21 protein-coding genes and 1 pseudogene (1 of these 22 only partly in view) are annotated in these 21,895 nt (G+C 73.1%); 13 read left to right on the plus strand and 9 right to left on the minus strand.

Going from position 1 to position 21,895, the window contains the following annotated elements; translation table 11 throughout:
• Positions 1 to 289: pseudogene (locus AB0O91_RS10055) on the minus strand (MarR family transcriptional regulator); it reaches 282 nt to the left of the window's first position.
• Positions 290 to 448: 159 nt separating this feature from the next.
• Between AB0O91_RS10055 and ilvA the strand changes: the two are divergent.
• The 3 genes from ilvA to AB0O91_RS10070 all read left to right on the plus strand — a co-directional run bounded on the left by ilvA (position 449) and on the right by AB0O91_RS10070 (position 3,722).
• Positions 449 to 1,660, plus strand: coding sequence for a threonine ammonia-lyase (ilvA, locus tag AB0O91_RS10060; protein WP_363429866.1), 1,212 nt, complete (start codon positions 449 to 451; stop codon positions 1,658 to 1,660).
• Between the two features lie 183 nt (positions 1,661 to 1,843).
• A complete protein-coding gene (locus tag AB0O91_RS10065; protein WP_363429868.1) occupies positions 1,844 to 2,863 on the plus strand; it encodes an ATP-binding cassette domain-containing protein in 1,020 nt (339 codons plus the stop codon).
• A gap of 1 nt (position 2,864) precedes the next feature.
• Positions 2,865 to 3,722: an ABC transporter permease gene (locus AB0O91_RS10070; RefSeq protein ID WP_363429870.1), complete on the plus strand. Its 858-nt coding sequence runs from the start codon at positions 2,865 to 2,867 to the stop codon at positions 3,720 to 3,722.
• Between the two features lie 144 nt (positions 3,723 to 3,866).
• On the opposite strand, the gene greA is transcribed toward AB0O91_RS10070, so the two are convergent.
• Positions 3,867 to 4,367: a transcription elongation factor GreA gene (greA, locus tag AB0O91_RS10075; RefSeq protein WP_363429872.1), complete on the minus strand. Its 501-nt coding sequence runs from the start codon at positions 4,365 to 4,367 to the stop codon at positions 3,867 to 3,869.
• 379 nt (positions 4,368 to 4,746) lie between these two features.
• The gene (locus AB0O91_RS10080; protein ID WP_363429874.1) at positions 4,747 to 5,160 is read right to left on the minus strand and encodes a DUF4307 domain-containing protein; all 414 of its coding nucleotides are present in this window, start codon (positions 5,158 to 5,160) and stop codon (positions 4,747 to 4,749) included.
• 239 nt (positions 5,161 to 5,399) lie between these two features.
• Here AB0O91_RS10080 and mca point away from each other — a divergent pair, with 239 nt between their 5' ends.
• The 4 genes from mca to AB0O91_RS10100 all read left to right on the plus strand — a co-directional run bounded on the left by mca (position 5,400) and on the right by AB0O91_RS10100 (position 9,708).
• Complete coding sequence (gene mca / locus AB0O91_RS10085) at positions 5,400 to 6,305, plus strand: mycothiol conjugate amidase Mca (protein WP_363429876.1); 906 nt, start codon at positions 5,400 to 5,402, stop codon at positions 6,303 to 6,305.
• A gap of 48 nt (positions 6,306 to 6,353) precedes the next feature.
• A complete protein-coding gene (locus tag AB0O91_RS10090) occupies positions 6,354 to 6,545 on the plus strand; it encodes a hypothetical protein (RefSeq protein ID WP_350515052.1) in 192 nt (63 codons plus the stop codon).
• A 146-nt stretch (positions 6,546 to 6,691) separates the two neighbouring features.
• The gene (locus AB0O91_RS10095) at positions 6,692 to 8,803 is read left to right on the plus strand and encodes a thioredoxin domain-containing protein (RefSeq protein ID WP_363429879.1); all 2,112 of its coding nucleotides are present in this window, start codon (positions 6,692 to 6,694) and stop codon (positions 8,801 to 8,803) included.
• A gap of 38 nt (positions 8,804 to 8,841) precedes the next feature.
• The gene (locus AB0O91_RS10100; protein WP_363429881.1) at positions 8,842 to 9,708 is read left to right on the plus strand and encodes a GNAT family N-acetyltransferase; all 867 of its coding nucleotides are present in this window, start codon (positions 8,842 to 8,844) and stop codon (positions 9,706 to 9,708) included.
• A 4-nt stretch (positions 9,709 to 9,712) separates the two neighbouring features.
• On the opposite strand, the gene AB0O91_RS10105 is transcribed toward AB0O91_RS10100, so the two are convergent.
• Positions 9,713 to 10,081, minus strand: coding sequence for a hypothetical protein (locus AB0O91_RS10105; protein WP_363429883.1), 369 nt, complete (start codon positions 10,079 to 10,081; stop codon positions 9,713 to 9,715).
• Positions 10,082 to 10,165: 84 nt separating this feature from the next.
• Between AB0O91_RS10105 and AB0O91_RS10110 the strand changes: the two genes are divergently transcribed.
• Positions 10,166 to 11,836 (plus strand): alpha/beta hydrolase, encoded by a 1,671-nt coding sequence (locus AB0O91_RS10110; protein ID WP_363429885.1) that lies wholly within the window; start codon positions 10,166 to 10,168, stop codon positions 11,834 to 11,836.
• A 28-nt stretch (positions 11,837 to 11,864) separates the two neighbouring features.
• Positions 11,865 to 12,179, plus strand: a complete 315-nt coding sequence (locus tag AB0O91_RS10115; protein WP_363429887.1) for a hypothetical protein — start codon at positions 11,865 to 11,867, stop codon at positions 12,177 to 12,179.
• A 6-nt stretch (positions 12,180 to 12,185) separates the two neighbouring features.
• On the opposite strand, the gene AB0O91_RS10120 is transcribed toward AB0O91_RS10115, so the two are convergent.
• Entirely contained in the window at positions 12,186 to 13,118 is a 933-nt protein-coding gene (locus tag AB0O91_RS10120; protein ID WP_363430123.1) for a hypothetical protein, read from the minus strand.
• Between the two features lie 298 nt (positions 13,119 to 13,416).
• On the opposite strand from AB0O91_RS10120, the gene AB0O91_RS10125 reads away from it, so the two are divergent.
• Together AB0O91_RS10125 and AB0O91_RS10130 are read left to right on the plus strand one after the other, a co-directional pair.
• Entirely contained in the window at positions 13,417 to 14,085 is a 669-nt protein-coding gene (locus AB0O91_RS10125; RefSeq protein ID WP_363429889.1) for a papain-like cysteine protease family protein, read from the plus strand.
• An 8-nt stretch (positions 14,086 to 14,093) separates the two neighbouring features.
• Complete coding sequence (locus tag AB0O91_RS10130) at positions 14,094 to 14,945, plus strand: hypothetical protein (protein ID WP_363429891.1); 852 nt, start codon at positions 14,094 to 14,096, stop codon at positions 14,943 to 14,945.
• Between the two features lie 135 nt (positions 14,946 to 15,080).
• On the opposite strand, the gene AB0O91_RS10135 is transcribed toward AB0O91_RS10130, so the two are convergent.
• Positions 15,081 to 15,737, minus strand: coding sequence for a TetR family transcriptional regulator (locus AB0O91_RS10135; RefSeq protein WP_363429893.1), 657 nt, complete (start codon positions 15,735 to 15,737; stop codon positions 15,081 to 15,083).
• A gap of 8 nt (positions 15,738 to 15,745) precedes the next feature.
• Positions 15,746 to 17,383 (minus strand): MFS transporter, encoded by a 1,638-nt coding sequence (locus AB0O91_RS10140; protein ID WP_363429895.1) that lies wholly within the window; start codon positions 17,381 to 17,383, stop codon positions 15,746 to 15,748.
• Between the two features lie 310 nt (positions 17,384 to 17,693).
• Between AB0O91_RS10140 and AB0O91_RS10145 the strand changes: the two genes are divergently transcribed.
• A complete protein-coding gene (locus AB0O91_RS10145) occupies positions 17,694 to 18,287 on the plus strand; it encodes a hypothetical protein (RefSeq protein ID WP_363429897.1) in 594 nt (197 codons plus the stop codon).
• On the opposite strand, the gene AB0O91_RS10150 is transcribed toward AB0O91_RS10145, so the two are convergent.
• Positions 18,258 to 18,950, minus strand: coding sequence for a hemolysin III family protein (locus AB0O91_RS10150; protein WP_363429899.1), 693 nt, complete (start codon positions 18,948 to 18,950; stop codon positions 18,258 to 18,260). The two genes, AB0O91_RS10145 and AB0O91_RS10150, sit on opposite strands and share 30 nt — an antisense overlap.
• A 285-nt stretch (positions 18,951 to 19,235) precedes the next feature.
• Between AB0O91_RS10150 and AB0O91_RS10155 the strand changes: the two genes are divergently transcribed.
• Positions 19,236 to 21,065: a phosphoenolpyruvate carboxykinase (GTP) gene (locus AB0O91_RS10155; RefSeq protein WP_363429901.1), complete on the plus strand. Its 1,830-nt coding sequence runs from the start codon at positions 19,236 to 19,238 to the stop codon at positions 21,063 to 21,065.
• Between the two features lie 153 nt (positions 21,066 to 21,218).
• Here AB0O91_RS10155 and AB0O91_RS10160 read toward each other — a convergent pair whose 3' ends face one another.
• Positions 21,219 to 21,785, minus strand: a complete 567-nt coding sequence (locus tag AB0O91_RS10160) for an RICIN domain-containing protein (RefSeq protein ID WP_363429903.1) — start codon at positions 21,783 to 21,785, stop codon at positions 21,219 to 21,221.
• Positions 21,786 to 21,895 lie beyond the last annotated feature (110 nt).

Genomic DNA, 21,895 nt, shown 5'->3' on the forward strand with positions numbered 1-21,895 from the left:
CGGCCGGGTCCTGGACCCGGCCGACCAGCCCGGTCGCGACCAGCGGGGCGACCTGGCGGGTCACCGTGGAGGAGTCCACGCCGAGTGCCTCGGCCAGCGCCTTGACGTTCGCCGGCCCGTGCCGCTCCAGGCGGTCGAGCAGCAGGTAGGCGGCCCGGTCCAGTGCGGCGACGCCGCCGCCGGAGGTCCGGACCTGTTCCATCCGGCGGGCGAACACCGCCAGCTGGTACTGGAGTTGGGTGTGGACGGGCTCGGTTCGGTCGGTGGCCTGGGGCGAGGTCGTCGGCATCGCGGCTCACGATCGTCATGCGGTGAGAGAAGCTCAGAAGCAGCAGCGTACGCGGGCGGAGCGGGCCCGGGAACAGCGCGGACGTCCCGGATTGCCGGGGTCGGGGTGCCTCGGGGCGTGCCCCGCGGGAATGGCCGGGCACGCCCTAGGGTGGGGATCATGCACAACTGGCCGATCACCCTCGACGACGTCCGCGGCGCCCAGAAGATGCTCGCCGGGGTCGCCCGGGTGACCCCGATGGAGACCAGCCGGCACCTGTCCGGGCTGGTCGGCGCGCCGGTCCACCTGAAGTGCGAGAACCTCCAGCGCACCGGTTCCTTCAAGCTGCGCGGGGCGTACGTCCGGATCGCCGGGCTCTCGCCGGTGCAGCGGGCCGGCGGGGTGGTGGCGGCCAGTGCCGGGAACCACGCCCAGGGGGTGGCACTGGCGGCCTCGCTGCTGGGGGTGCGCTCGACCGTGTTCATGCCGGTCGCGGCCCCGCTGCCGAAGGTCGCCGCCACCCGTGAGTACGGTGCCGAGGTGCGGCTGCACGGCGCCACCGTGGACGAGGCTTTGCAGGCCGCGCAGCGGTATTCGGAGGCGACCGGCGCGGTGTTCATCCACCCCTTCGACCACTGGGACGTGGTCACCGGCCAGGCGACCGTGGGGCTGGAGGTCCTGGAGCAGTGCCCCGAGGTGCGCACCATCCTGGTCGGGGTGGGCGGCGGCGGGCTGCTGGCCGGGATCGCGGCGGCGGTCAAGCCGCTGCGCCCGGACGTCCGGGTGGTCGGGGTGCAGGCGGCGGCCGCGGCCGCGTACCCGCCCTCGCTGGCGGCCGGGCGGCCGGTGTCGCTGGAGCGCTTCGCCACCATGGCCGACGGGATCATGGTCGGGCGCCCCGGGGACATCCCGTTCGAGGTGGTGAACACCCTGGCGGACGGCATCCGCACGGTCTCCGAGGACGCGCTGTCGCGGGCCCTGCTGCTCGGCCTGGAGCGGCTGAAGCTGGTGGTCGAGCCGGCCGGGGCGGCGCCGATCGCGGCGCTGCTGGAGCAGCCGGACTCCTTCGAGGGCCCGGTGGTGGCGGTGCTCTCCGGCGGCAACATCGATCCGCAGCTGATGCAGCGGGTGCTGCGGCACGGGCTGGCGGCGGCCGGGCGCTACCTGTCGCTGCGGGTGCGGCTGGCGGACCGGCCGGGCGCGCTGGCGGGCCTGCTGGCGGTGCTGACCAGGGTGGACACCAATGTGCTGGACGTCGCGCACGTGCGGATCGACCCGCGGCTGGGCCTGACCGAGGTCGAGGTGGACCTGCAACTGGAGACCAAGGGGCCGGAGCACTGCGCCCTGGTGGTGGGCGAGCTGCGGGAGGCGGGGTACGTGGTCGCCGGCTGAGGGCGGCGGTCCGGTCCGCGGGCGCTCGTCCGCAAACCCCCTTGACGCGATGTATCGCGAGTTGCCAGACTCGCGATACATCGCGTTCTGTGTCGGTGGCCGGAAACCGAGTCGCCCGCACGCCCGAACGGGGGGCAAAGTGGGACAGATCGCTCACATTCGTCCGAGGAGATGAGGCAGGCCATGGCGCCAGCCATCCAAGCCGAGAACCTGGTGAAGACCTTCGGTGACGTACGAGCCCTGGACGGCGTCAGCCTCGACGTCCCGGAGGGCACGGTGCTCGGGCTGCTCGGCCCGAACGGGGCGGGCAAGACCACCACCGTGCGCGTCCTCACCACCCTGCTCCGTCCCGACTCCGGCCGCGCGGTGGTCGCCGGCGTGGACGTCCTCAAGCACCCGAACGCGGTCCGCAGCCTGATCGGGCTGTCCGGCCAGTACGCGGCGGTCGACGAGTACCTGACCGGCTTCGAGAACCTCACCATGGTCGGCGAGCTCTACCAGATGAGCACCCGCGCCGCGAAGGCCCGCGCGCTGGAGCTGCTGGAGTGGTTCAACCTCACCGAGGCCAAGGACCGCACCGCCAAGACGTACTCCGGCGGCATGCGCCGCCGCCTCGACCTGGCCGCCGCGCTGGTCGTCCGCCCGCCGGTGATGTTCCTGGACGAGCCGACCACCGGGCTCGACCCGCGCAACCGGCTCGCGCTCTGGGAGGTCATCGAGACCCTGGTCGAGCAGGGCACCACGCTGCTGCTGACCACCCAGTACCTGGAGGAGGCGGACCGCCTCGCCCACGACATCGCGGTGGTCGACCACGGCCGGGTGATCGCCCGGGGCACCGCCGACCAGCTGAAGGCGCAGATCGGCGGCGAGCGGATCGAGGTCGTGGTGCACGCCCCGGGCCTGGTCGCCGACGCGGTCGCGGCCCTGTCCGGGTACGCGCTGGGCGAGCCCGCGGTGGAGAAGAACACCCGGCGGATCACCGTGCCGGTCAGCGGCGGCGCCCGGGTGCTGGCCGACGTGATCCGCGAACTGGACGGCCGGGGCATCGAGATCGACGACATCGGCCTGCGCCGCCCGACCCTGGACGACGTCTTCCTCACCCTCACCGGACACGTCGCCGAGACGGTCGAGGAGGACACCGGCGACGCCGGCGGCCCGGATCCGGACCGGCAGCGGGCCGTCACGGCCGGAACGGAGCGCTGAGATGACCACCGCCACCGAGCACGCCATCGGCGAGGCGATGCCGACGCCCCGCCGGGGCCTGTCCGCGACCCTGCACGACTCCTGGGTGGTCGCCAAGCGCAACCTGCGGCGGATGTCCCGGATCCCCGAGATCGTGGTGTTCGGGCTCATGCAGCCGGTGATGTTCGTGCTGCTGTTCTCGTACGTCATGGGCGGGGCGATCCGGATCCCCGGGACGAACTCCAGCTCCGGCACGTACATCCAGTACCTGATGGCCGGCATCTTCGCCCAGACCGTCACCTTCGCCGTCGCCGGGGCCTCGGCCGGCATCGCGGAGGACATGACCAAGGGCCTGGTGGACCGGTTCCGCTCGCTCCCGATGGCCCGCTCGGCGGTGCTGGTCGGCCGCACCCTCGCGGACCTGTGCCAGACGGCGTTCACCCTGGTCGTGCTGGCCCTGGTGGCGCTGCTGGTCGGCTGGCGGATCCACGACGGGCCGCTCCGGGCGCTCGGCGCCTTCGCCCTGCTGCTCCTGCTCGGCTACGCCTTCTCCTGGATCGGCGCGCTGATCGGGCTGTCGGTGCGCAGCCCCGAGGCGGCCACCTCGGCCGGGCTGATCTGGCTGTTCCCGCTGACCTTCGTCTCCAACGCGTTCGTGCCGGTCAGCTCGATGCCGGGCTGGCTGCAGGCCGTCGCGTACTGGAACCCGTTCAGTGCGACGGTGCAGGCCTGCCGGGACCTCTTCGGCAACCAGGTCGGGCCGGTGGACAGCGCCTGGCCGATGCAGCACGCGGCGCTGGTGTCGGTGCTGTGGTCGGTGGTGATCACGGCGGTGTTCTCCTGGCTGTCGGTGCGCAGGTACCGCTCGGCCGCGGGCTGATCCGTTTCGGCCGCGAGCTGAACCGTTTCGGCCGCCGGTGGGGCCGTCCCGTCCGCCGCTTCCGGTGGAAACGCCCGAGGGCGGTCACCGGGTCCCAGGACTCGGTGACCGCCCTCGGCGGTGTGCGGGGGGCGGACCGTCGGGTCAGCCGGCGTGCGGGACGACCTTGACGATCTTCACCATGGCCGGCTTGCCGTTCGGCAGCTCGTAGGTGGCCTCGTCGCCGATCGTCTTGCCGTCGATCGCGCGGCCCAGCGGCGACTGCGGCGAGTACACGTCCAGGTCGCCGGAGGCCGCGACCTCGCGCGAGGCGAGCAGGAACTCCATGAGGTCGTCCTCGTCGCCGTCGAAGGCGACCGTGACGATCATGCCCGGGGCCACCACGCCGGAGTCGGCCGGGGCCTCGCCGACCTTGGCGCGCTCCAGCAGCTGGGTCAGCTGGCGGATGCGGAGCTCGTACTTGCCCTGCTCCTCCTTCGCCGCGTGGTAGCCGGCGTTCTCCTTGAGGTCGCCCTCCTCGCGCGCCGCCTCGATCTTCTGGGCGATCTCGATGCGCCAGGGCCCGGTCAGGTGATCCAGCTCGGCCTTGAGCTGGTCGTAGCCGGCCTGAGTGAGCCAGGTCACGTTCTCGCTGGTCTGGGTCACGGGTGCTCCTCGTAGGTGCTGGGGCTGTGCTGAGGGTGTGAGTCGTCAGCAGGGTCGACGGTGATAACGGTCTTAACTACAAAGCAACGCCCGCTCCCGTGCCATCCGGTACGGAAGGGGCGAAACCACGAGCCTAACAAGTACTGCCGACGAGCGGGAGAGGTGTTGTCGCGGCATTGACGCGGGCGTTGCGCCCCGGTGTACGGCGACCGGGTGCGGGACTCCCTACGGATGCCCGCTCCGCCGGGCGAGTATGCGTCCCCGGGGTGTTCCGGGGGCGCTCCGGGGGCGTCGCCCGGGGCGCTTCGGGGTCACTCCGGGGCCGTGCCGCCCGGGAGTGTCCCCCCGCCCGGGCGGGCGTCGGCGGCGTCCGCCCCGCTCACTTCGCCGGGGTGCAGCCCAGCAGCTCGGCGGTGGTGCCGCGGGCGGTGGTGCGCAGGGTGACGGTCGCCTCGTAGCTCGACCCGGCCGCCGGCACCGGGAAGTCGGCCACCCCGACCACCGCGTGGTCGTCGCTCTGCGAGCGGACGGTGCAGGAGCCGGCCGTCCCGTCGCTCTTGCGCACGGTCAGGTGCAGCTGCACCTCGGAGTCGGACAGCACCTGGAAGGTCGGCACCGAACCGTTGATCTTCGACTCGCGGAGCATGTAGGAGCCGCCCAGCCAGGCGATCAGCCCCAGTCCGAGCACGCCGCACACCGCGCCGACCACCTTCAGGCGGCGGTCCGACTCGCCGTCGCCGCTCCGGCCGTACCGGCCCGCGGGCGGCTGGGTGGCGGTGCTCTGTGCGGTCATCGGACTCCGTCCTCTCCTCGGGAGGGACCGTGCGGGCGGTGCGGGGAATGCGACGGTCCTCCAGTCCGTCACTATAGGAGGGGCACGCCCGCGGCCGGTCCGGCGGGGGCGGGGCTCGGCCGCGCCGGAGACCGGCCGCCGGCCGGCCTTGCGGCGACGCGGTCCCGAAGTGAGCGGTTCGTACGGTGGGCAGACCGGACTTCGCGGAACGCCCGACGATGTGGAAGGAACGCAAGGCGTTGACTGAGCAGTTGCGACTGATGGCGGTGCACGCCCACCCGGACGACGAGTCCAGCAAGGGCGCGGCCACCATGGCCATGTACGTCGAGCAGGGTGTGGACGTGCTCGTGGCCACCTGCACGGGGGGCGAGCGCGGGTCGGTTCTCAACCCCAAGCTGCAGGGGGACCCGTACATCGAGGAGAACATCCACGAGGTGCGCCGCAAGGAGATGGACGAGGCGCGCGCGATCCTCGGCATCAAGCAGGCCTGGCTGGGCTTCGTCGACTCCGGCCTGCCGGAGGGCGACCCGCTGCCCCCGCTGCCCGAGGGCTGCTTCGCCCTGGAGGACGTCAAGGAGGCGGCCGAGCCGCTGGTCCGGCTGATCCGCGAGTTCAAGCCGCAGGTCATCACGACCTACGACGAGAACGGCGGCTACCCGCACCCGGACCACATCATGACCCACAAGATCACCATGCTGGCCTTCGACGCCGCCGGCGACCCGGACGCCTACCCCGGGGCCGGCGAGCCCTGGCAGCCGCTCAAGCTCTACTACAACCACGGCTTCCCGATGGGCCGGATCCGGGCCCTGCACCAGTACCTCACCGAGCACGGCCACGACTCCCCGTACGGCGAGTGGATCGCCGGCTGGGAGAAGAGCGGCCGCACCGAGCGCGAGATCACCACCCGGGTGCGCTGCGGCGACTGGTTCGAGACCCGCGACCGCGCGCTGATCGCCCACGCCACCCAGATCGACCCGGACGGCCCGTGGTTCCGGGTCCCGCTGGACGTCCAGCGCGAGGTCTGGCCCACCGAGGACTACGAGCTCGCCCGTACCCTGTTGGACGTGGACCTCCCGGAGGACGACCTGTTCGCCGGCCTGCGCACCCCCACCCTGGCGGCCGAGGCCGCCGACCCGCGCGACTGACCCACCCCCGACGGTCCGGCTCGGCGTGAGCCGGGCGACCATAGAGATATGAGTGCCCCCGTGAACCTCATCCACCTCGCCGCTGACCTCGCCGTCGACGACGCCAAGGTCACCCCCGGTCTCCTCGGCTTCGTCGTCTTCGCCGCCCTCGGCGTGGCGACGTGGTTCCTGGCCAAGTCGATGAACCGCCAGTTCAAGAAGGTCGACTTCGCGGAGGAGCCGGAGGCCCCCAAGGAGTGACCCGCGCGCGCCGCGGATGAGGACGCGACCACCGCCGGGCCGGCTCCGTGGAGCCGGCCCGGCGGTGCGCCGCACGTCGCCCGCCGTCGGCCCGCCCGGCGCGTGTGGCGCGCCCGGAGGGGCACCCGATGCGGGAGGATGGGCGCATGCCGAACCGTCTCGCGGACGCGACCTCGCCGTACCTGCTGCAGCACGCCGACAACCCGGTCGACTGGTGGCCCTGGGGGCCGGAGGCCTTCGCGGAGGCCGAGCGCCGGGGGGTGCCGGTGCTGCTGAGCGTGGGGTACGCGGCGTGCCACTGGTGCCATGTGATGGCGCACGAGAGTTTCGAGGACGCCGGGCTGGCCGGGTACCTGAACGAGCGGTTCGTCGCGGTCAAGGTGGACCGGGAGGAGCGGCCGGACGTCGACGCGGTGTACATGGAGGCCGTGCAGGCGGCGACCGGGCAGGGCGGGTGGCCGATGACGGTGTTCCTGACGCCCGGGAAGGAGCCGTTCTACTTCGGGACGTACTTCCCGCCGGAGCCGCGGCACGGGATGCCGTCGTTCCGGCAGGTGCTGGAGGGGGTCGACGCGGCCTGGCGGGACCGGCGGCAGGAGGTCGGGGAGGTCGCCGCGCGGATCAGGGCCGACCTGGCCGAGCGGGCCGCCGTCTACTCGGCCGGCGCCCACCGGCCGCCCGCCGACGCCGACCTGCACCAGGCGCTGGTCACGCTCAGCCGGGACTTCGACCAGACCCGCGGCGGCTTCGGCGGGGCGCCCAAGTTCCCGCCGGCCATGGTGATCGAGTTCCTGTTGCGCCACCACGCCCGGACCGGCTCCGAGGCGGCGCTGGAGATGGCCGTCCGCACCGGTGAGGCGATGGCCCGCGGCGGCATCCACGACCAGCTCGGCGGCGGCTTCGCCCGGTACGCGGTGGACGCCGGCTGGGTGGTGCCGCACTTCGAGAAGATGCTGTACGACAACGCCCTGCTGCTGCGCGCCTACCTGCACCTGTGGCGGGCCACCGGCACCGGCCTGTGGCGGCGGGTCGCGCTGTCCACGGCCGACTTCCTGCTGCGTGAACTCCGCACGCCCGAAGGCGCGTTCGCCTCCGCGCTGGACGCCGACAGCCTGGACGAGGAGAGCGGGGCGATGGCCGAGGGCGCCTACTACGCCTGGGAGCCCGGCCAGTTGGTCGACCTGCTCGGCCCGGCCGACGCGGCCACCGCCGCCCGGCTGTTCACGGTGACCGCCACCGGGACCTTCGAGGACGGCAAGTCGGTGCTCCAACTCCTTGCCGACCCGGCGGACTTCGCCGAGTTCGAGGAGATCCGGCGACGGATGTCCGAAGCCCGGGCCGCCCGGCCCGCACCCGCCCGGGACGACAAGGTGGTCGCCGCCTGGAACGGCCTCGCCATCGCCGCGCTCGCCGAGACCGGCGCCCTGCTGGAGCGCCCCGACCTGGTCGAGGCCGCCGAACGCGCCGCCGACCTGCTGCTCGCCGTCCACCTCACCCCCGACGGGCGGCTGCTGCGCACCTCCCGGGACGGCCGGGCCGGCGCCAACGCCGGTGTGCTGGAGGACTACGCCGACACCGCCGAGGGCTTCCTCGCGCTGTACGCCGTCACCGGCGAGCCGGAGTGGCTCCAACTGGCCGGCGGCTTGCTCGACACCGTCCTCAAGCACTTCACCGACGAGGCCTCCGGCGCCCTGTACGACACCGCCGACGACGCCGAGGAGCTCATCCGCCGCCCCCAGGACCCGACCGACAACGCCACCCCGTCCGGCTGGACCGCCGCCGCCGGCGCCCTGCTCGGCTACGCCGCGTACACCGGTTCCGAACGGCACCGCACCGCCGCCGAGCGCGCCCTCGGCGTGGTCGGCGCACTCGCCGGGCGGGCCCCGCGGTTCATCGGCTGGGGCCTCGCCGTCGCCGAGGCGCTGCTGGACGGGCCGCGCGAGGTCGCCGTCGTCGGCCCGGCCGGCGACCCGGCCACCGCGGCGCTGCGCCGGGCCGCGCTGCTCGGGACGGCGCCGGGCGCGGTCGTCGCCGTCGGGGAGCCCGGCGGGTCCGGGGAGCTCGGGGAGCTCGGGGAGCTCGGGGAGGACGGGGAGTCCGCGGAGTCCGGGCAGGACGCCGCCGAGGTGCCGCTGCTGGCGGACCGGCCGCTGGTCGGCGGCGCGCCCGCGGCGTACGTGTGCCGGCACTTCGCCTGCGAGGCGCCGACCACCGACCCGGCGGTGCTCGCCGAGCGGCTCGGGGCGGTCGTCGGATAATCCCTGGCGGGAGGGCGTCGAGCGGGTGAGGATGGGTCATGACCTGGACCTTCAGCGCCTCGCTCGACGACTTCCGGGCCCGGGCGGGCGCCTTCCTGGCGGCCGGCCCGGCCGAGAACACCGTGCTGCTCACCCTCGTCGACCGCCTCACCACGGCCGGTCTCGACGCGTACGGGGACCGGCCGCCGGTCTTCGGCTGGTGGCGGGCCGAGCCGGGCGGCCCGGTCGGCGGTGCCTTCCTGCGGACCCCGCCGTACGCCCACCGGCTCTCCCGCATGCCGGAGGCCGCGGCCGCCGAGCTGGCGCTCGAACTGGCGCGGGTCGAGGGTGGGTTCGGCGAGGTGACGGGGGTCGGCGGTGAGGCCGGGGCGGTCCGGGCCTTCGCCGACGCCTGGACGGCCGCCACCGGCGCGGTGCGGGTCGGCGGCGTCGAGGAACGGCTGTACCGGCTCGCCGAGTTGACCGACCCGCCGCGCCCGCCGGCGGGCCGCCACCGGCTCGCCGCACCGGCCGACCGCGAGCTGCTGATCCGCTGGTACCAGGAGTTCACGGTCGAGGCGCAGGTCCCCGAACTCTCCGACGTGGCAAGGGTGGTGGACGACCGGATCGCGGTCGGCGGCCTCCATCTCTGGGAGGACGGCGGCCGTCCGGTCGCGATGGCCGCCACCAGTCCGGTGCTCGCCGGGATGTCCCGCGTCGGCCCGGTCTACACGCCGCCCGAGAGCCGCGGCCGCGGCTACGCGAGCGCCGCCACCGCGGCGGCGTCCGCCCACGCGCTCGGGCAGGGCGCGGCCGAGGTGCTGCTCTACACCGACCTCGCCAATCCGACCAGCAACTCCATCTATCAGCAGATCGGGTACCGGCCGGTGGAGGACTGCCTGGTGCTGGACTTCCGGCAGGGGTAGCGGGTCACGTGTCCTCGGTCCGGTGGACGCCCGCCACGCCGACCACCCTGGTGTCGAACGGGTCGGGGACCGCCATGGATACGGACGGCGGCGGCAGGTGGTCGGCGTCCCGGTAGCCCTGCGCACAGGCGATCAGGTTGCCGCCGGCCGCCTTCATGTCGGCGGCCAGTCCGTCCAACAGCGTCTTCCAGGCGCCGCCGCACCCGGTCAGCGCCGCCGCGCTCTGCCAGCCGACCAGGCCCGCGGCGGCCTTGCCGCTGGGCTCGGCGAGCTTCGCGGTCTCCTCGGGGACCTTCCCGGCGACCGCCAGTGCGTTGTTCCCGGCGGCGGTCAACTCGCCCGGCCTGACCGTGAATCCAGGATCCTGGCCCATGTGTTCCCCTGACCTCCGGGTCGGCTGCGGACGTTATGGTAACGGTGAGTGTCGCGGCGGACACGGAGCATGCGGGGGTCGGGGATGGACATCACGAGTCTGCGGAACGCCAGGCCGGCGGACCTCCACGCGGCGGCGGAGGCCTACGACGCGCTGACCAGGGCGTTCCGCCGACACGTCGACGACTGGAAGGGCGGCACGACGGACCGGGTGCACGGATCCCGGTGGACCGGTCCCTCGGCCGACGCGGCGACCCCCGTGCTGGACGGTCTCACCGCCGAACTGTGCGCGGCCACGACCGAGTTGAGCTGCATCGGCAAGGACATCCGGGACTCCGCCGACGAGCTGACGCTCGCCCAGGGCATGCTCACCCGGGCGCTCTCCGACGCGCGGGCCAGGGGCTTCTCGGTCAGTGACACCGGCGCGGTGAGTTGGCCCGCCCCGACCAACCCGTACCGGGCCGCCGACTGGGAGGCCCGGCAGCAGGCGCTCGCGGAGCGGATCGGCTGGCAGATCGGCAAGGCCCTGGCGGACGCCACCGCCGCCGACACCGCGCTGGCCGCCGCGCTCAACCGGTACACCGGCCGTGCCGAGGACAGGACCGGCTTGGACGAGAAAACGGCTGCGGCCGACGCGTACCTGGAGACCTGGGCGGACACCGCGAACCCGTGGTGGAAGCGGTACCTGCCGGACAAGGACGCGGATCCGACCGAGGTCAACTCCTGGTGGCAGGGCCTCGGGCCGCAGGGACAGCAGTGGTACCTCGGTCACCACCCGGAGGCGGTGGGCAACCTCGACGGCATTCCGGCGGAGGTGCGGGACAAGGTGAACCGGGAGCACCTGGACGACTTGATGGGGCCCATCCGGCGCAAGAAGCCGGAGGAACTGAACTCCAGCGAGAAACACCTGCTCGCCCTCTACGGCCCCATCGACGCGCGTCTCTCACAGCACGGGGGAGAACCGCCCCTGTACCTGCTCGGACTCGGCAGTGAGGGCCAGGGCCGGGCGGTCCTGTCCTACGGGAACCCCGACACCGCCACCGACATCTCCGCCTACGTCCCGGGCATCACCACCACCACGGCCAGCCTCGGGCCGGGCGAGAACGACGGGACCAACGAGGCCGAGAACGGGTTGAACCTCTACCGTGCCGCGAGCGGCAAGGCGGGGGCCGGCCACTCCGTCGCCTCGGTGCTCTGGCTCGGTTACGACGCGCCGGGGATGGACCTCGGAGCCGCGTCGACCAGGGCGGGCAAGGAGGGCGCCCCGGCGTACGCGAGGTTCCTCAGCGGGGTACGGGCGAGCCATGAGGGGGCCGAGCCTCCGCACATCACCTCGGTCGGGCACAGCTACGGTTCGTACCTGGTCGGCCAGGCCACCAAGCTGGCCACCCAGCCCGGATCGCACTACGCGCCGCCGGACGACGTGGTGTTCATCGGCAGCCCCGGTGTCGGCGTGGACAAGGCCTCCGACCTCAGGATGCCCCCCGGTCACGTATGGGTCGGCGCCGCCGACAACGACGTCGTGACGCACGTTCCGTCGAAGGTGAGCATCGATCCGGACGAGCGCTGGTACGGCCGGGATCCCTCCAGCAAGCACTTCGGCGCGAACCGCTTCACCGTCGACGACTGGAGCCGTGGCAACCCCGTCGACGCCCACACCAAATACCTGAACGGGCGAGGTGGCCCCTCGCTGGACAACATCGCGGCCGTCGTCACCGGTACCGGGGGCGTCAGACTGCGGGGTCAGCGCGGGTGAGGCGGCCTCGGTCTCGGTCCGGACGCGGGTGTCCCCGGCGAAGGTGCCGGTGCTGCTGGAGCAGATGAACCGGTTCTGGAACGGGCAGTGCCGTCCTGCGGACACCGTGGAGTCCGCGGGGAAGCGCTACACGGACCTGCACTGCTCCGGGCGCGGCGACACCTTGTTCGAGCTGTCAGTGGTCGGTTCCACGACCGACTCGAGCGTGGAGGTGCGGATCAGCGCGCAGGCCTTCATGGTGCGCAACCAGCGCGAGAAGGACTACGGGGCCCCGCCGATCGGCGAGCGGCCGACCGGCCGCGAGCCCGTGCCGGACCTCGACGACCCCTACTGGTCGCACTGACCCTCCTCACTCCCAGTCCCACCGGATCCCCAGCAGGCAGGGCCGCACCGCCGTCGCGACCAGGTGGACGCAGTGGTGGCCGTCCAGGGTCAACTCCTCGGTCTCGTAGGGGGCTTCGCCCGGTGAGTGGAGTGCGAAGCGGTGGCAGCGGACCGGGAGGGCGGTGGGGTGGAAGGTGACCTGGAGGACGTACTGGCCGGCGCCGGAGTTGAAGCCGCGGACGTACTCGCAGCTGGGGGTGGGGGAAGGGGCGTCGTCGAAGCCGTAGCCGAGGAGATGGGTGTCACCGGCGCGCAGGCGGCGGTCGAGGAGGAGTTCGGCGGCGAGGAGGTGGTGGGCGTGGTCGCGGCGGATCCGGCCGGGGCGGCAGTTCTCCTCGGCGCGGACGCCGACGCGGGTGATGTCGCTGCCGGGGTCGCCCTGGTAGAGGGCGAGGTAGCGGTCGATGCCGTCGCGGTGGGCGCGCAGGGCGTGTTGGGAGTCGCGGCGGGCGAGTTGGCGGTCGGGGCCGATCCGGATGCGTTCGATGTGGGTGATGGTGTGCAGGCCGGTGTCGCGGGGGCCGGCGAGGGTGGCGAGGAGGCCGTCGACGGCGGTGGCCGGGGAGATCAGGTCGCGGTAGGGGCGGACGGGTGGTCCGGCGGCGGTGGTGGTGGCGGTGCGGCGGGGGCCGAGCAGTCGGGTGAGGGAGTGTTCGGGGAGGTCGAGGACGGCTTCGAGGGCGGCGACGGCGCGCAGCGACTCGGGGCGTTCCGGGCGGCGCCGGCCCTGTTGCCAGTAACTGAGGCTGGTGAGGCCGACGTTGACGCCGCGCAGGGCGAGGTGGCGGCGGACCCGGTGCAGGGCGAGGCCGCGGGCGGTGATGGCGGTGCGCAGGGCGAGGTGGAACGGGCCGGTGCGCAGGGCGGCGGCGAGGTCGGCTGGGTCGCTTCGGTGGATGGCGGCCTCCTGGCGGATGCGGACCGGGCGCGGGGCCCGGTGGACATCGACGGATCCCGACGGACCGGGTTTTGACCGTGAATATTCACATCCGCACGACGGTTTGTCACCGGTCCGGGCAGCTCGCGCGGCGGCTTCCGGGGCGCCGTTCACATTCACGCCGCCGCGTTCACACCGGGGCCGGGCCCGGTCCGGGGCCGTTGACCAGACTTCGTCAAGGGCGCGATGCTCGGGGCGCGATCCGGACCGCGCCCCCCACACAGCACCTCGCTCCACTCGTGCAAGGAGGCATTCCCCCATGCCAGTTCCACGGATACGGACCCGCGGCCGGCTGCGCCGCGCGGTCTCGCTGCTGGCCCTGGGTGTCCTGGCCCCGGCGCTGACCGCCGCCGTGTCGACACCCGCGTCGGCCGCCACCGGCGTCCAGGGGCGCCACGTCCAGGTCCGCCAGGCGGCCGCGCCCGGCAGTACGGCCGACCTGGCCGGCACCTTCAAGAAGCTCAACATCACCATGCAGCAGCAACAGCAGACCAACTGGTGCTGGGCGGCGAGCGGGAACACCATCGCCACCTGGTTCGGCTACAACTACAGCCAGAACCAGTTCTGCAACGCCGCGTTCGGCCGCTCGATCGACTCCAACTGCCCGAACAGCCAGGCCTCGCTGGCGGACGTGCAGAACGGGCTCGGCTGGGTCGGCATCACCCCGGGCTCGTACGTCACCGGCTACCTGCGCTACAGCACCGTGCAGGCCGAGGTGGACGCCAACCGGCCGGTCGAGACGCGCATCCAGTGGAGCTCGGGCGGCGGTCACATGCACGTCCTGTACGGCTACGACACCGGCAACAACTGGGTCTACTGGGGCGACCCGTGGCCGTCCAACTACCGCTACAACTGGGCGGACTACTGGTACTACGTGAACAACGACACGTTCTCCTGGACCCACTCCCTGTACCGGATCGGCGCGTGAGGACGACCATGACCGAGCTCCGTAGGACCCGTCGGGCCGCCGTCACCGCCCTGCTCGCCGCCGGCCTCGCGCTGGCGCTCGCCCCGGCCGCGCAGGCCGACATCCAGCCCGCACCGGGCGCCCCCGAGCCGGTGCCCGCCACCGAACTGGCCCAGGCCCGCAGCGCGGTCCAGGACCCGTCGGTGCTCGACAAGGTGGGCCACTTCTTCGCCCGCAAGGGCGTCCCGCCGACCCAGCAGCTGACCATCGGCGCCGCCGAGGAGGCGAAGGCTGCGGGCGACGCGGCACCCCGGCTGGCCGGGGACACCGTGCCGGTCTACACGCTGGACGCCGGTTTCGTGGCCGGCACCCCGGGCGCGCCGGTGGCCAAGGCCGAGTTCACGGCGAGCAAGGTGGTCGCCGCGGACGGGCAGAGCGCCTCGGTCTGGACGGTCCGCCAGGGCGACTCCTGGCGGGTCGTCAACATCGCCTCCGGGGGCGACGAGAGCGACTACGCGGCGAAGGCGGCCGGCACCGGTGGCGGTACGGCCTTCCGGGAGCCGCAGGTCAACGCCTGGTACGTGCTGCGCGACGGCCGGGTGCTGCCGCTGGACGACGAGGCCCGGCGTTCGGTCGGCGCGGGCGGGGTGTCGCTGGCCGGGTACCAGAAGCTGGTGCACCAGCGGTACGGGGACAAGCTGCCCGGCTCGGCGTACGACCGGGAGGGCAAGGGCGGCGGCTACGCGGTGGACGCGGCCGCCCAGCAGCCCGCGACCGGCGACGGTTCGACGCTGCCGGCCGTGACGGCGGCCGCGGCGCTCGGCGCCACCGCGCTGGTCGGCGCGGGGGCGGTGCTGCGGCGCCGGCGGAGCGCCGGCTGACGGGCAGCGCACCGCGGGGGCCCGGCTCACCCCGGCCGGGCCCCTCACCCGTGCCCGGTCTCCGGCCGCACCCCGTCTCCGGCACCGGCCCGGACACCGTTCCCGACCCCGCCGCCGTCCCCGGCCGTACTTCGGTCACACCCCGGCGAAGCCGCTCTCCAGCAGCGCGTAGGTGCGGTCGACCAGCTCCGCGATGTCCTCCCGACCGCCGCCCGCCGCCCACTGCAGTACCGCCTCGGTGGCGGCGGCGCCGAGGGTGGCGGCGGTGACCCGCATGTCGTAGGTCGGTTCCGTGACGCCGGCCCGCCGGGTGAGGGCGGTGAGGAAGAGCTCGTGCGGGCTGCTGCCGCTGCGGCTCAGTCCGGCGCGCAGCGCGGGGACCTCGGTGATCAGCCGCATCCGGGTGACCATCTCCCGCCGCTCGTGTTCGAGCAACTGGTGGATCAGCCCGATCAGCACCGTCCGGCAGGACTGCAGGAAGGGCTCGTCGGCGGGGCGCTCCAGCAGGGCGGCGAGGATCGCCGGGTCGTACTCGTCGGTGAGGACCAGGTCCTCCTTGGTGGCGAAGTACCGGAAGAAGGTGGAGGGGGAGACCTCGGCGGCAGCGGCGATCTGCTCCACCGTGGTGTTCTCGTAGCCCTGTTCGGAGAACAGCCGGTAGGCCTCGCGGCGGACGGTCTGGCGGGTCTTCAGCTTCTTGCGCTCGCGCAGCGACAGCGGCGCCTCCAGCAGCGCCTGGACCGGGTTGGTCGGGGCGTCCGGGAGGGCCGCGGTCGGCTGCGAGGCGTTCATGTTCTCGATTATCGGTGATCTCCGCTGGCCGCGGGTTCGGGCCGGTCGGCCGGGGGGCCTCCGGCGGAACCGTCTGCCGGCTCCCCCGTCGAACCGGCGGGGGAGCCGGCGGGGGGACCGGCCGGGTGGTCGCCGGACGCGTCGGGCATCCGGGCCGCGACCAGCACCGCCGAGACCACCGCGACCAGCCCGGCGGCCAGCAGTACCACCGTCATGCCGTGCACGTACGCCGCGTGCGCGGCGGCGCTGAGCGCGGGTCGACCGGTCTCCCGGGCGACGGCGTCGGCGGCGACCACCGACTTCCCGGCCAGGTGCGCGGCCGCGGCGGGCAGCGTGCCGGTGTCCAGGGCGCCCCGGTACGCGCCGGCGAGCAGGCTGCCGAAGGCGGCGATCCCGATCGCGCCGCCGACCTGCCGCAGGGTCTGGAGCAGTCCGGAGCCGACCCCGGCCCGGGCGGGCGGCAGGGTGATCAGGGCGGCCGACTGCGCGGTGATCAGCGCCAGGCCCATGCCGAAGCCCACCACGGTGAGCCAGATCGCGGCCCGTCCGTACCCGTCGGCCGGACCGGTGCGGCTGCCGAAGAGCAGGGCGGCGCCGAGCAGGGCCAGGCCGAGGGAGACCGCCGTGCGGGTGCCGATCCGGTCGACCAGCCGCTCGGTGAGCCGGGCGGCGACCAGCAGGCCGAGCATCATCGGCATCAGCCGCAGCCCGGAGCCGAGGGCGTCGGTGCCGAGCACGCTCTGGAAGTAGAGCGGCAGGACGAAGAAGGCACCGAACAGGACGAGCGAGATCAGGGTGGCGGCGACGGAGGACCAGCGGAAGGTCCGGTCGGCGAGCAGGGCGAGGTCGAGCATCGGGTCGGGTCGGCGGTGGCTGCGCCGGACCAGGGCGGTCAGGGCGAGCACCGAGCCGATCAGGGTGCCGAGCACCAGGGGGTCGGTCCAGCCCCGGTCGGCGCCCTCGATGATGCCGTAGGTGAGTGCGCCCAGTCCGGCGGCGGCGAGCGCGGTGCCGGGCAGGTCCATCCGGGGCGCGGCCGGGTTGCGGCTCTCGGGCAGCAGCAGGACGCAGGCGACGATGCCGACGGCGGCCAGCGGGACGTTGACGGCGAAGACCGAGCCCCACCAGAAGTGCTGGAGCAGGAGACCGCCGATCAGCGGCCCGAGCGGGGCGCCGCCGGCGATCGCGGCGGTGAGGACGGCGGTGGCCCGGCGCCGTTCGGCGGTGGGGAAGAGCCCGGGGATCACGGCGAGCGACATCGGCATGACGAGGGCGCCGGCCAGGCCCATCGCGGCGCGGGCGGCGATCAGGGTGCCGGGGGAGTCGGTGAGCATCCCGACGGCGGAGGCGAGTCCGAACAGGGCGAGCCCGGCGGTGAGGGTGCGCCGGCGGCCGTAGCGGTCGCCGAGCAGGCCGGCCGGGAGCATCACGGCGGCGAAGACCACGGTGTAGGCGTCGACGATCCACTGCTGCTGGCCGGTGTCGGCCCGGAGCTGCGAGGCCAGGGTGGGCAGGGCGACGTTGAGGATCGTCATGTCGAAGCTGATCACCAGGACGCTCAGGGCGACGGCGACCAGGGCGAGCCAACGGCGCGGGTCCGCGGCCTCGACGGCGGGTGCGGCGGAAGGGGTGGGTGCGGCGGGCATGGCGACCTCCAGAGCCCCCTGATGGAAGATGCTGTCAAATGACAGTAACTCTCAAAATCTGTCGGTCGTCAATCCGAAAATCCGGCGATCACCCCGTCACGCTCCGTGATGTGTCCTGGAAGTGCTGCTTCCGCACAAGGAATTGACGCAACGTTGATCTGTCGTTCGCCGCCTCGGTGCGCTCCCGGGTGACGGACGGTAGATAGCATGTGGCAATCGGTCAGTGCTGACCGGACGCGTGCCGAGAGCGGAGAAGGGGTGGGGCGGCAGGAGCCGACCACGAGCCCGGCGCCGGGAAAGGGGATCCGAAGTGGCCGACAGTGACGACAGCCAGGCGAGCGCCCAGGTGTGGGGTGCGGTCGTGGTGGTGGTTTCCGCGCTGGCCGTGGTCGCGGCCTATCTGATCAACGGCGCGCCGCTGGTGCTCGCGGTCGCCGGGGTCGAGACGCTGCTGGTCATGGTGTACGTCGGCCGGCGCTGGCGGGCCCTGCACCACCGGGCCTCCCCGGCCGGGCACCGGCCGCGGCGGGGCACTCCGGACGCCGCCCACTGCGAGCGCTGCCGTCGGGCCCGCGAGGCGCTGGACGCCCGGCAGGCGCGGACGGCGCGCTCCGCGCGGCCCGCGCCGCTGTCGCAGCCGTCGGCCGTGCCCTCCGCCGCGTCGTCGGCCGAGGCGCCGTCGGGGCTGCTGCCCGGATCGCCGTCGATCCCGGCGGCGGACCCGTCGCCGGACCAGTCGGCCGAGTCCGCCGCCGACCACGCGTCGCACCCGCGCCGCCCGCAGGGCCGGGCCGGGCACGAGCGGCCCTGGACGGCCGAACGGGCGACCGCCCGGTCCGTGGACCGGACGGCCGCCCGCCGGGGTGCGCCGGGTTCAGCCGGCCGCGCTGTACGCCACCAGTGAGACGCCGACGTACTGCACGATGAAGGCGCCGAGGGTGAAGGCGTGGAACACCTCGTGGAAGCCGAACCAGCGCGGTGAGGGGTTGGGCCGCTTGAGCCCGTACACCACGCCGCCGATGCTGTAGAGCACCCCGCCGACGATCATCAGCACCAGCACGGCGACCCCGCCGGTGCGCAGGAAGTCCGGCAGGAAGAACGCGGCGGCCCAGCCCAGCGCGATGTACACGGGGGTGTACAGCCAGCGCGGCGCGCCGACCCAGAACACCCGGAACGCTATGCCGGCGAGCGCCCCGCCCCAGGCGACCCAGAGCAGTATCTGCTGGTCGGCGCCCTTGAGCAGCAGGATCGTGAACGGCGTGTAGGTGCCCGCGATGATCAGGAAGATGTTCGCGTGGTCCAGCCGCCGGAGGATCGCGTCCCCGCGCGGGCCCCAGTCGAAGCGGTGGTACACCGCGCTGACGCCGAACAGCAGCCAGGCGCTGACCGAGTAGATCGCGCAGGCGATCCTGGCCGGCGTGGAGTCGGCCAGGCAGATCAGCACGATCCCGGCGGCGACGGTGGCGGGGAACATCCCGGCGTGCAGCCAGCCGCGCCACTTCGGCTTGTCCTCCCGGTGCTCGGCCGGGCCCTCCCCAGTGCTCTCCGCGAGCGCAGCAGCAGTCATGGGCAGCATGCTACCCGCTACCTACGGAAGCGTAGGTTACTAGCGCGTAAGGAAGTGGCGCTCATCACTCTTGGACGTTTTGGAGCAATTGAAGTGTGGCGCCGCGCACTCCGGCTTGGAGGCAGATGGCTGGCTACTGGCCAGTAATCATACTTAGTGTAGTAAAAGATGCGTCAATTTCGCCGCAGCGCCGCGTTGAGGGCCAGAACCCGGAGCTACGCTGCAAGCACCCTCAGACCCCCGCAACGCCATCTCCCCGCCGGGATGGCGTGAAACGGAGCGATCGTGTCGTACGAGATCTCTGCTCTCAGCGCATCCGCGCCCACCCGCCACAAGCAGCTGCTCGCTTGGGTGAGCGAGATCGCCGAGCTCACCCAGCCGGACCGCATCGAGTGGTGCGACGGTTCCGACGAGGAGTACCAGCGCCTCGCGGACCTGCTGGTGGCTCAGGGCACCTTCAGGAAGCTGAACGAGGAGAAGCGCCCCAACTCCTACTACGCCGCCTCGGACCCCTCGGACGTGGCGCGCGTCGAGGACCGCACCTTCATCTGCTCCGAGCAGGAGAAGGACGCCGGCCCGACCAACCACTGGAAGGCCCCCGCCGAGATGCGGGAGGTCTTCCGCGGCGAGCAGGGCCTGTTCCGCGGTGCGATGAAGGGCCGCACGATGTACGTCGTGCCCTTCTCGATGGGCCCGGTCGGCTCCCCGCTGGCCGCGTACGGCGTCGAGATCACCGACTCCGCCTACGTCGCGGTGTCGATGCGCGTGATGACCCGGATGGGTCGGGCCGTGCTCGACCAGCTCGGTGAGGACGGGGACTTCGTCAAGGCCGTGCACACCGTCGGCGCCCCGCTGGCCGCGGGCCAGGCGGACGTGCCGTGGCCGTGCAACAGCACCAAGTACATCTCGCACTTCCCGGAGACCCGGGAGATCTGGTCCTTCGGCTCGGGCTACGGCGGCAACGCCCTGCTCGGCAAGAAGTGCTACGCACTGCGCATCGCCTCGACCATGGCCCGGGACGAGGGCTGGCTGGCCGAGCACATGCTGATCCTGAAGCTCACCCCGCCGTCCGGTGAGGTGAAGTACGTCGCGGCCGCCTTCCCGTCGGCCTGCGGCAAGACCAACCTGGCCATGCTCCAGCCGACCATCCCGGGCTGGAAGGTCGAGACCATCGGCGACGACATCGCCTGGATGCGGTTCAACAAGAACGACGGCCGCCTCTACGCGATCAACCCCGAGGCCGGCTTCTTCGGCGTCGCCCCCGGCACCGGCGTGGACACCAACGCCAACGCCATCGACACCCTCTGGGGCAACACCGTCTTCACCAACGTCGCCCTGACCGACGACGGCGACGTGTGGTGGGAGGGCCTCACCGAGGAGCCCCCGGCGCACCTCACCGACTGGCGCGGCAACGACTGGACCCCCGAGTCCGGTACCCCGGCCGCCCACCCGAACGCCCGCTTCGCCGTCCCGGCCGCGCAGTGCCCGACCATCGCCCCGGAGTGGGAGGACCAGGCGGGCGTGCCGATCTCGGCGATCCTGTTCGGCGGCCGCCGTGCCACCGCCGTCCCGCTGGTCACCGAGTCCTTCGACTGGCAGCACGGCGTCTTCCTGGGCGCCAACATCGCCTCCGAGAAGACCGCCGCCGCCGAGGGCACGGTGGGCGAGCTGCGCCGCGACCCGTTCGCGATGCTGCCGTTCTGCGGCTACAACATGGGCGACTACTTCGCCCACTGGCTGAAGGTCGGCGCCCAGGCGGACGCCGCCAAGCTGCCGAAGATCTACTACGTCAACTGGTTCCGGAAGAACGCCGAGGGCGCGTTCGTCTGGCCCGGCTACGGCGAGAACAGCCGCGTGCTCAAGTGGATCGTCGAGCGCCTGGAGGGCACCGCCGAGGGCGTCGAGACCCCGATCGGCGTGCTGCCGACGGTCGAGGGCTTCGACCTGGGCGACCTGAAGCTGTCCGAGGAGGACCTCGGCCTGCTCTTCACCGTGGACGCCGACATCTGGCGCCAGGAGGCCGCGCTGGTGCCGGCCCACCTGGAGCTGTTCGGCGACCACACCCCGAAGGAGCTGTGGGACGAGTACCGGAGCCTCGTCGCGCGCCTCGGCTGAGCCTGAGCCTCAGCCGAGCGAGAGGTCGGCGCGCCGCACGAACGGCGTGCCGACCGAGTGACAGGACGGCCGGAGTTCCGCCGGGTGGTCTTTCCCCGACCAAGGAGACCACCCGGGCCGGGACTCCGGCCGTAGTGTTGCCGGGAGCAGGGCTCAGATGAGCGTGATGTCGGTGATCCACGCCTTGTTGCCCTGGCAGACGCCCACGGTGGACGAGTGCCACTGGCGGGCGGGGGCGCCGTCGTCGGTGCGCCAGTCGGCGATCTCCAGCAGGGCCGCGGAGTTGAGGTTGGAGAGGCCCAGCTCCTTGTTCGAGCCGATCTGGCCGGAGTAGAGCCAGCCCTGGTTCCAGCCGCCGGTGCAGTCCCACTGGCGGGCGGGGGCGCCGTCGTCGGTGCGCCAGTCGGCGATCTCCAGGCACTTCCCGGAGTAGTCGTTGACCAGCATCATGATGCCGTTGGCATGCCGGTAGTCCCAGCGCTGGTTGGCGCCGCCGGTGCAGTCCCACTGGCGGGCGGGGGCGCCGTTGTCGGTGCGCCAGTCGGCGATCTCCAGGCACTTCCCGGAGTTGGCGTTGACCAGGGTGCTCGACGACGGGGTGCGGAAGCCCCCGGAGTAGGCGGCGGCCGGGGTGGCCGGCAGGGCGGCGGCCAGCGCGACGGCGGTACCGGCGACGGCCACGGCGGCGCGGGCGCGCGAGAGCGGGGTACGGAGGATCAAGGCGGACCGGTCCCTTGCGGATGATCGAAGGCAGGGGAGCGGAGCCCTCCGGGCGCAGCGGCGTCCCGGTGTCCGCGTCGGACCGGGCCCACACGGCACACCGCCGATCG

The sequence above is a fragment of the Kitasatospora sp. NPDC089797 genome, from assembly GCF_040684795.1.
Lineage (GTDB): Bacteria > Actinomycetota > Actinomycetes > Streptomycetales > Streptomycetaceae > Kitasatospora.

Bases quoted from the DNA above. Each gene is read 5' to 3' on its own strand.
- ilvA (WP_363429866.1), top strand. From the start codon at position 449: ATGCACAACTGGCCGATCACCCTCGACGACGTCCGCGGCGCCCAGAAG.
- AB0O91_RS10065 (WP_363429868.1), top strand. From the start codon at position 1,844: ATGGCGCCAGCCATCCAAGCCGAGAACCTGGTGAAGACCTTCGGTGAC.
- AB0O91_RS10070 (WP_363429870.1), top strand. From the start codon at position 2,865: ATGACCACCGCCACCGAGCACGCCATCGGCGAGGCGATGCCGACGCCC.
- AB0O91_RS10080 (WP_363429874.1), bottom strand. From the start codon at position 5,160: ATGACCGCACAGAGCACCGCCACCCAGCCGCCCGCGGGCCGGTACGGC.
- AB0O91_RS10090 (WP_350515052.1), top strand. From the start codon at position 6,354: ATGAGTGCCCCCGTGAACCTCATCCACCTCGCCGCTGACCTCGCCGTC.
- AB0O91_RS10095 (WP_363429879.1), top strand. From the start codon at position 6,692: ATGCCGAACCGTCTCGCGGACGCGACCTCGCCGTACCTGCTGCAGCAC.
- AB0O91_RS10100 (WP_363429881.1), top strand. From the start codon at position 8,842: ATGACCTGGACCTTCAGCGCCTCGCTCGACGACTTCCGGGCCCGGGCG.
- AB0O91_RS10105 (WP_363429883.1), bottom strand. From the start codon at position 10,081: ATGGGCCAGGATCCTGGATTCACGGTCAGGCCGGGCGAGTTGACCGCC.
- AB0O91_RS10110 (WP_363429885.1), top strand. From the start codon at position 10,166: ATGGACATCACGAGTCTGCGGAACGCCAGGCCGGCGGACCTCCACGCG.
- AB0O91_RS10125 (WP_363429889.1), top strand. From the start codon at position 13,417: ATGCCAGTTCCACGGATACGGACCCGCGGCCGGCTGCGCCGCGCGGTC.
- AB0O91_RS10130 (WP_363429891.1), top strand. From the start codon at position 14,094: ATGACCGAGCTCCGTAGGACCCGTCGGGCCGCCGTCACCGCCCTGCTC.
- AB0O91_RS10135 (WP_363429893.1), bottom strand. From the start codon at position 15,737: ATGAACGCCTCGCAGCCGACCGCGGCCCTCCCGGACGCCCCGACCAAC.
- AB0O91_RS10140 (WP_363429895.1), bottom strand. From the start codon at position 17,383: ATGCCCGCCGCACCCACCCCTTCCGCCGCACCCGCCGTCGAGGCCGCG.
- AB0O91_RS10150 (WP_363429899.1), bottom strand. From the start codon at position 18,950: ATGACTGCTGCTGCGCTCGCGGAGAGCACTGGGGAGGGCCCGGCCGAG.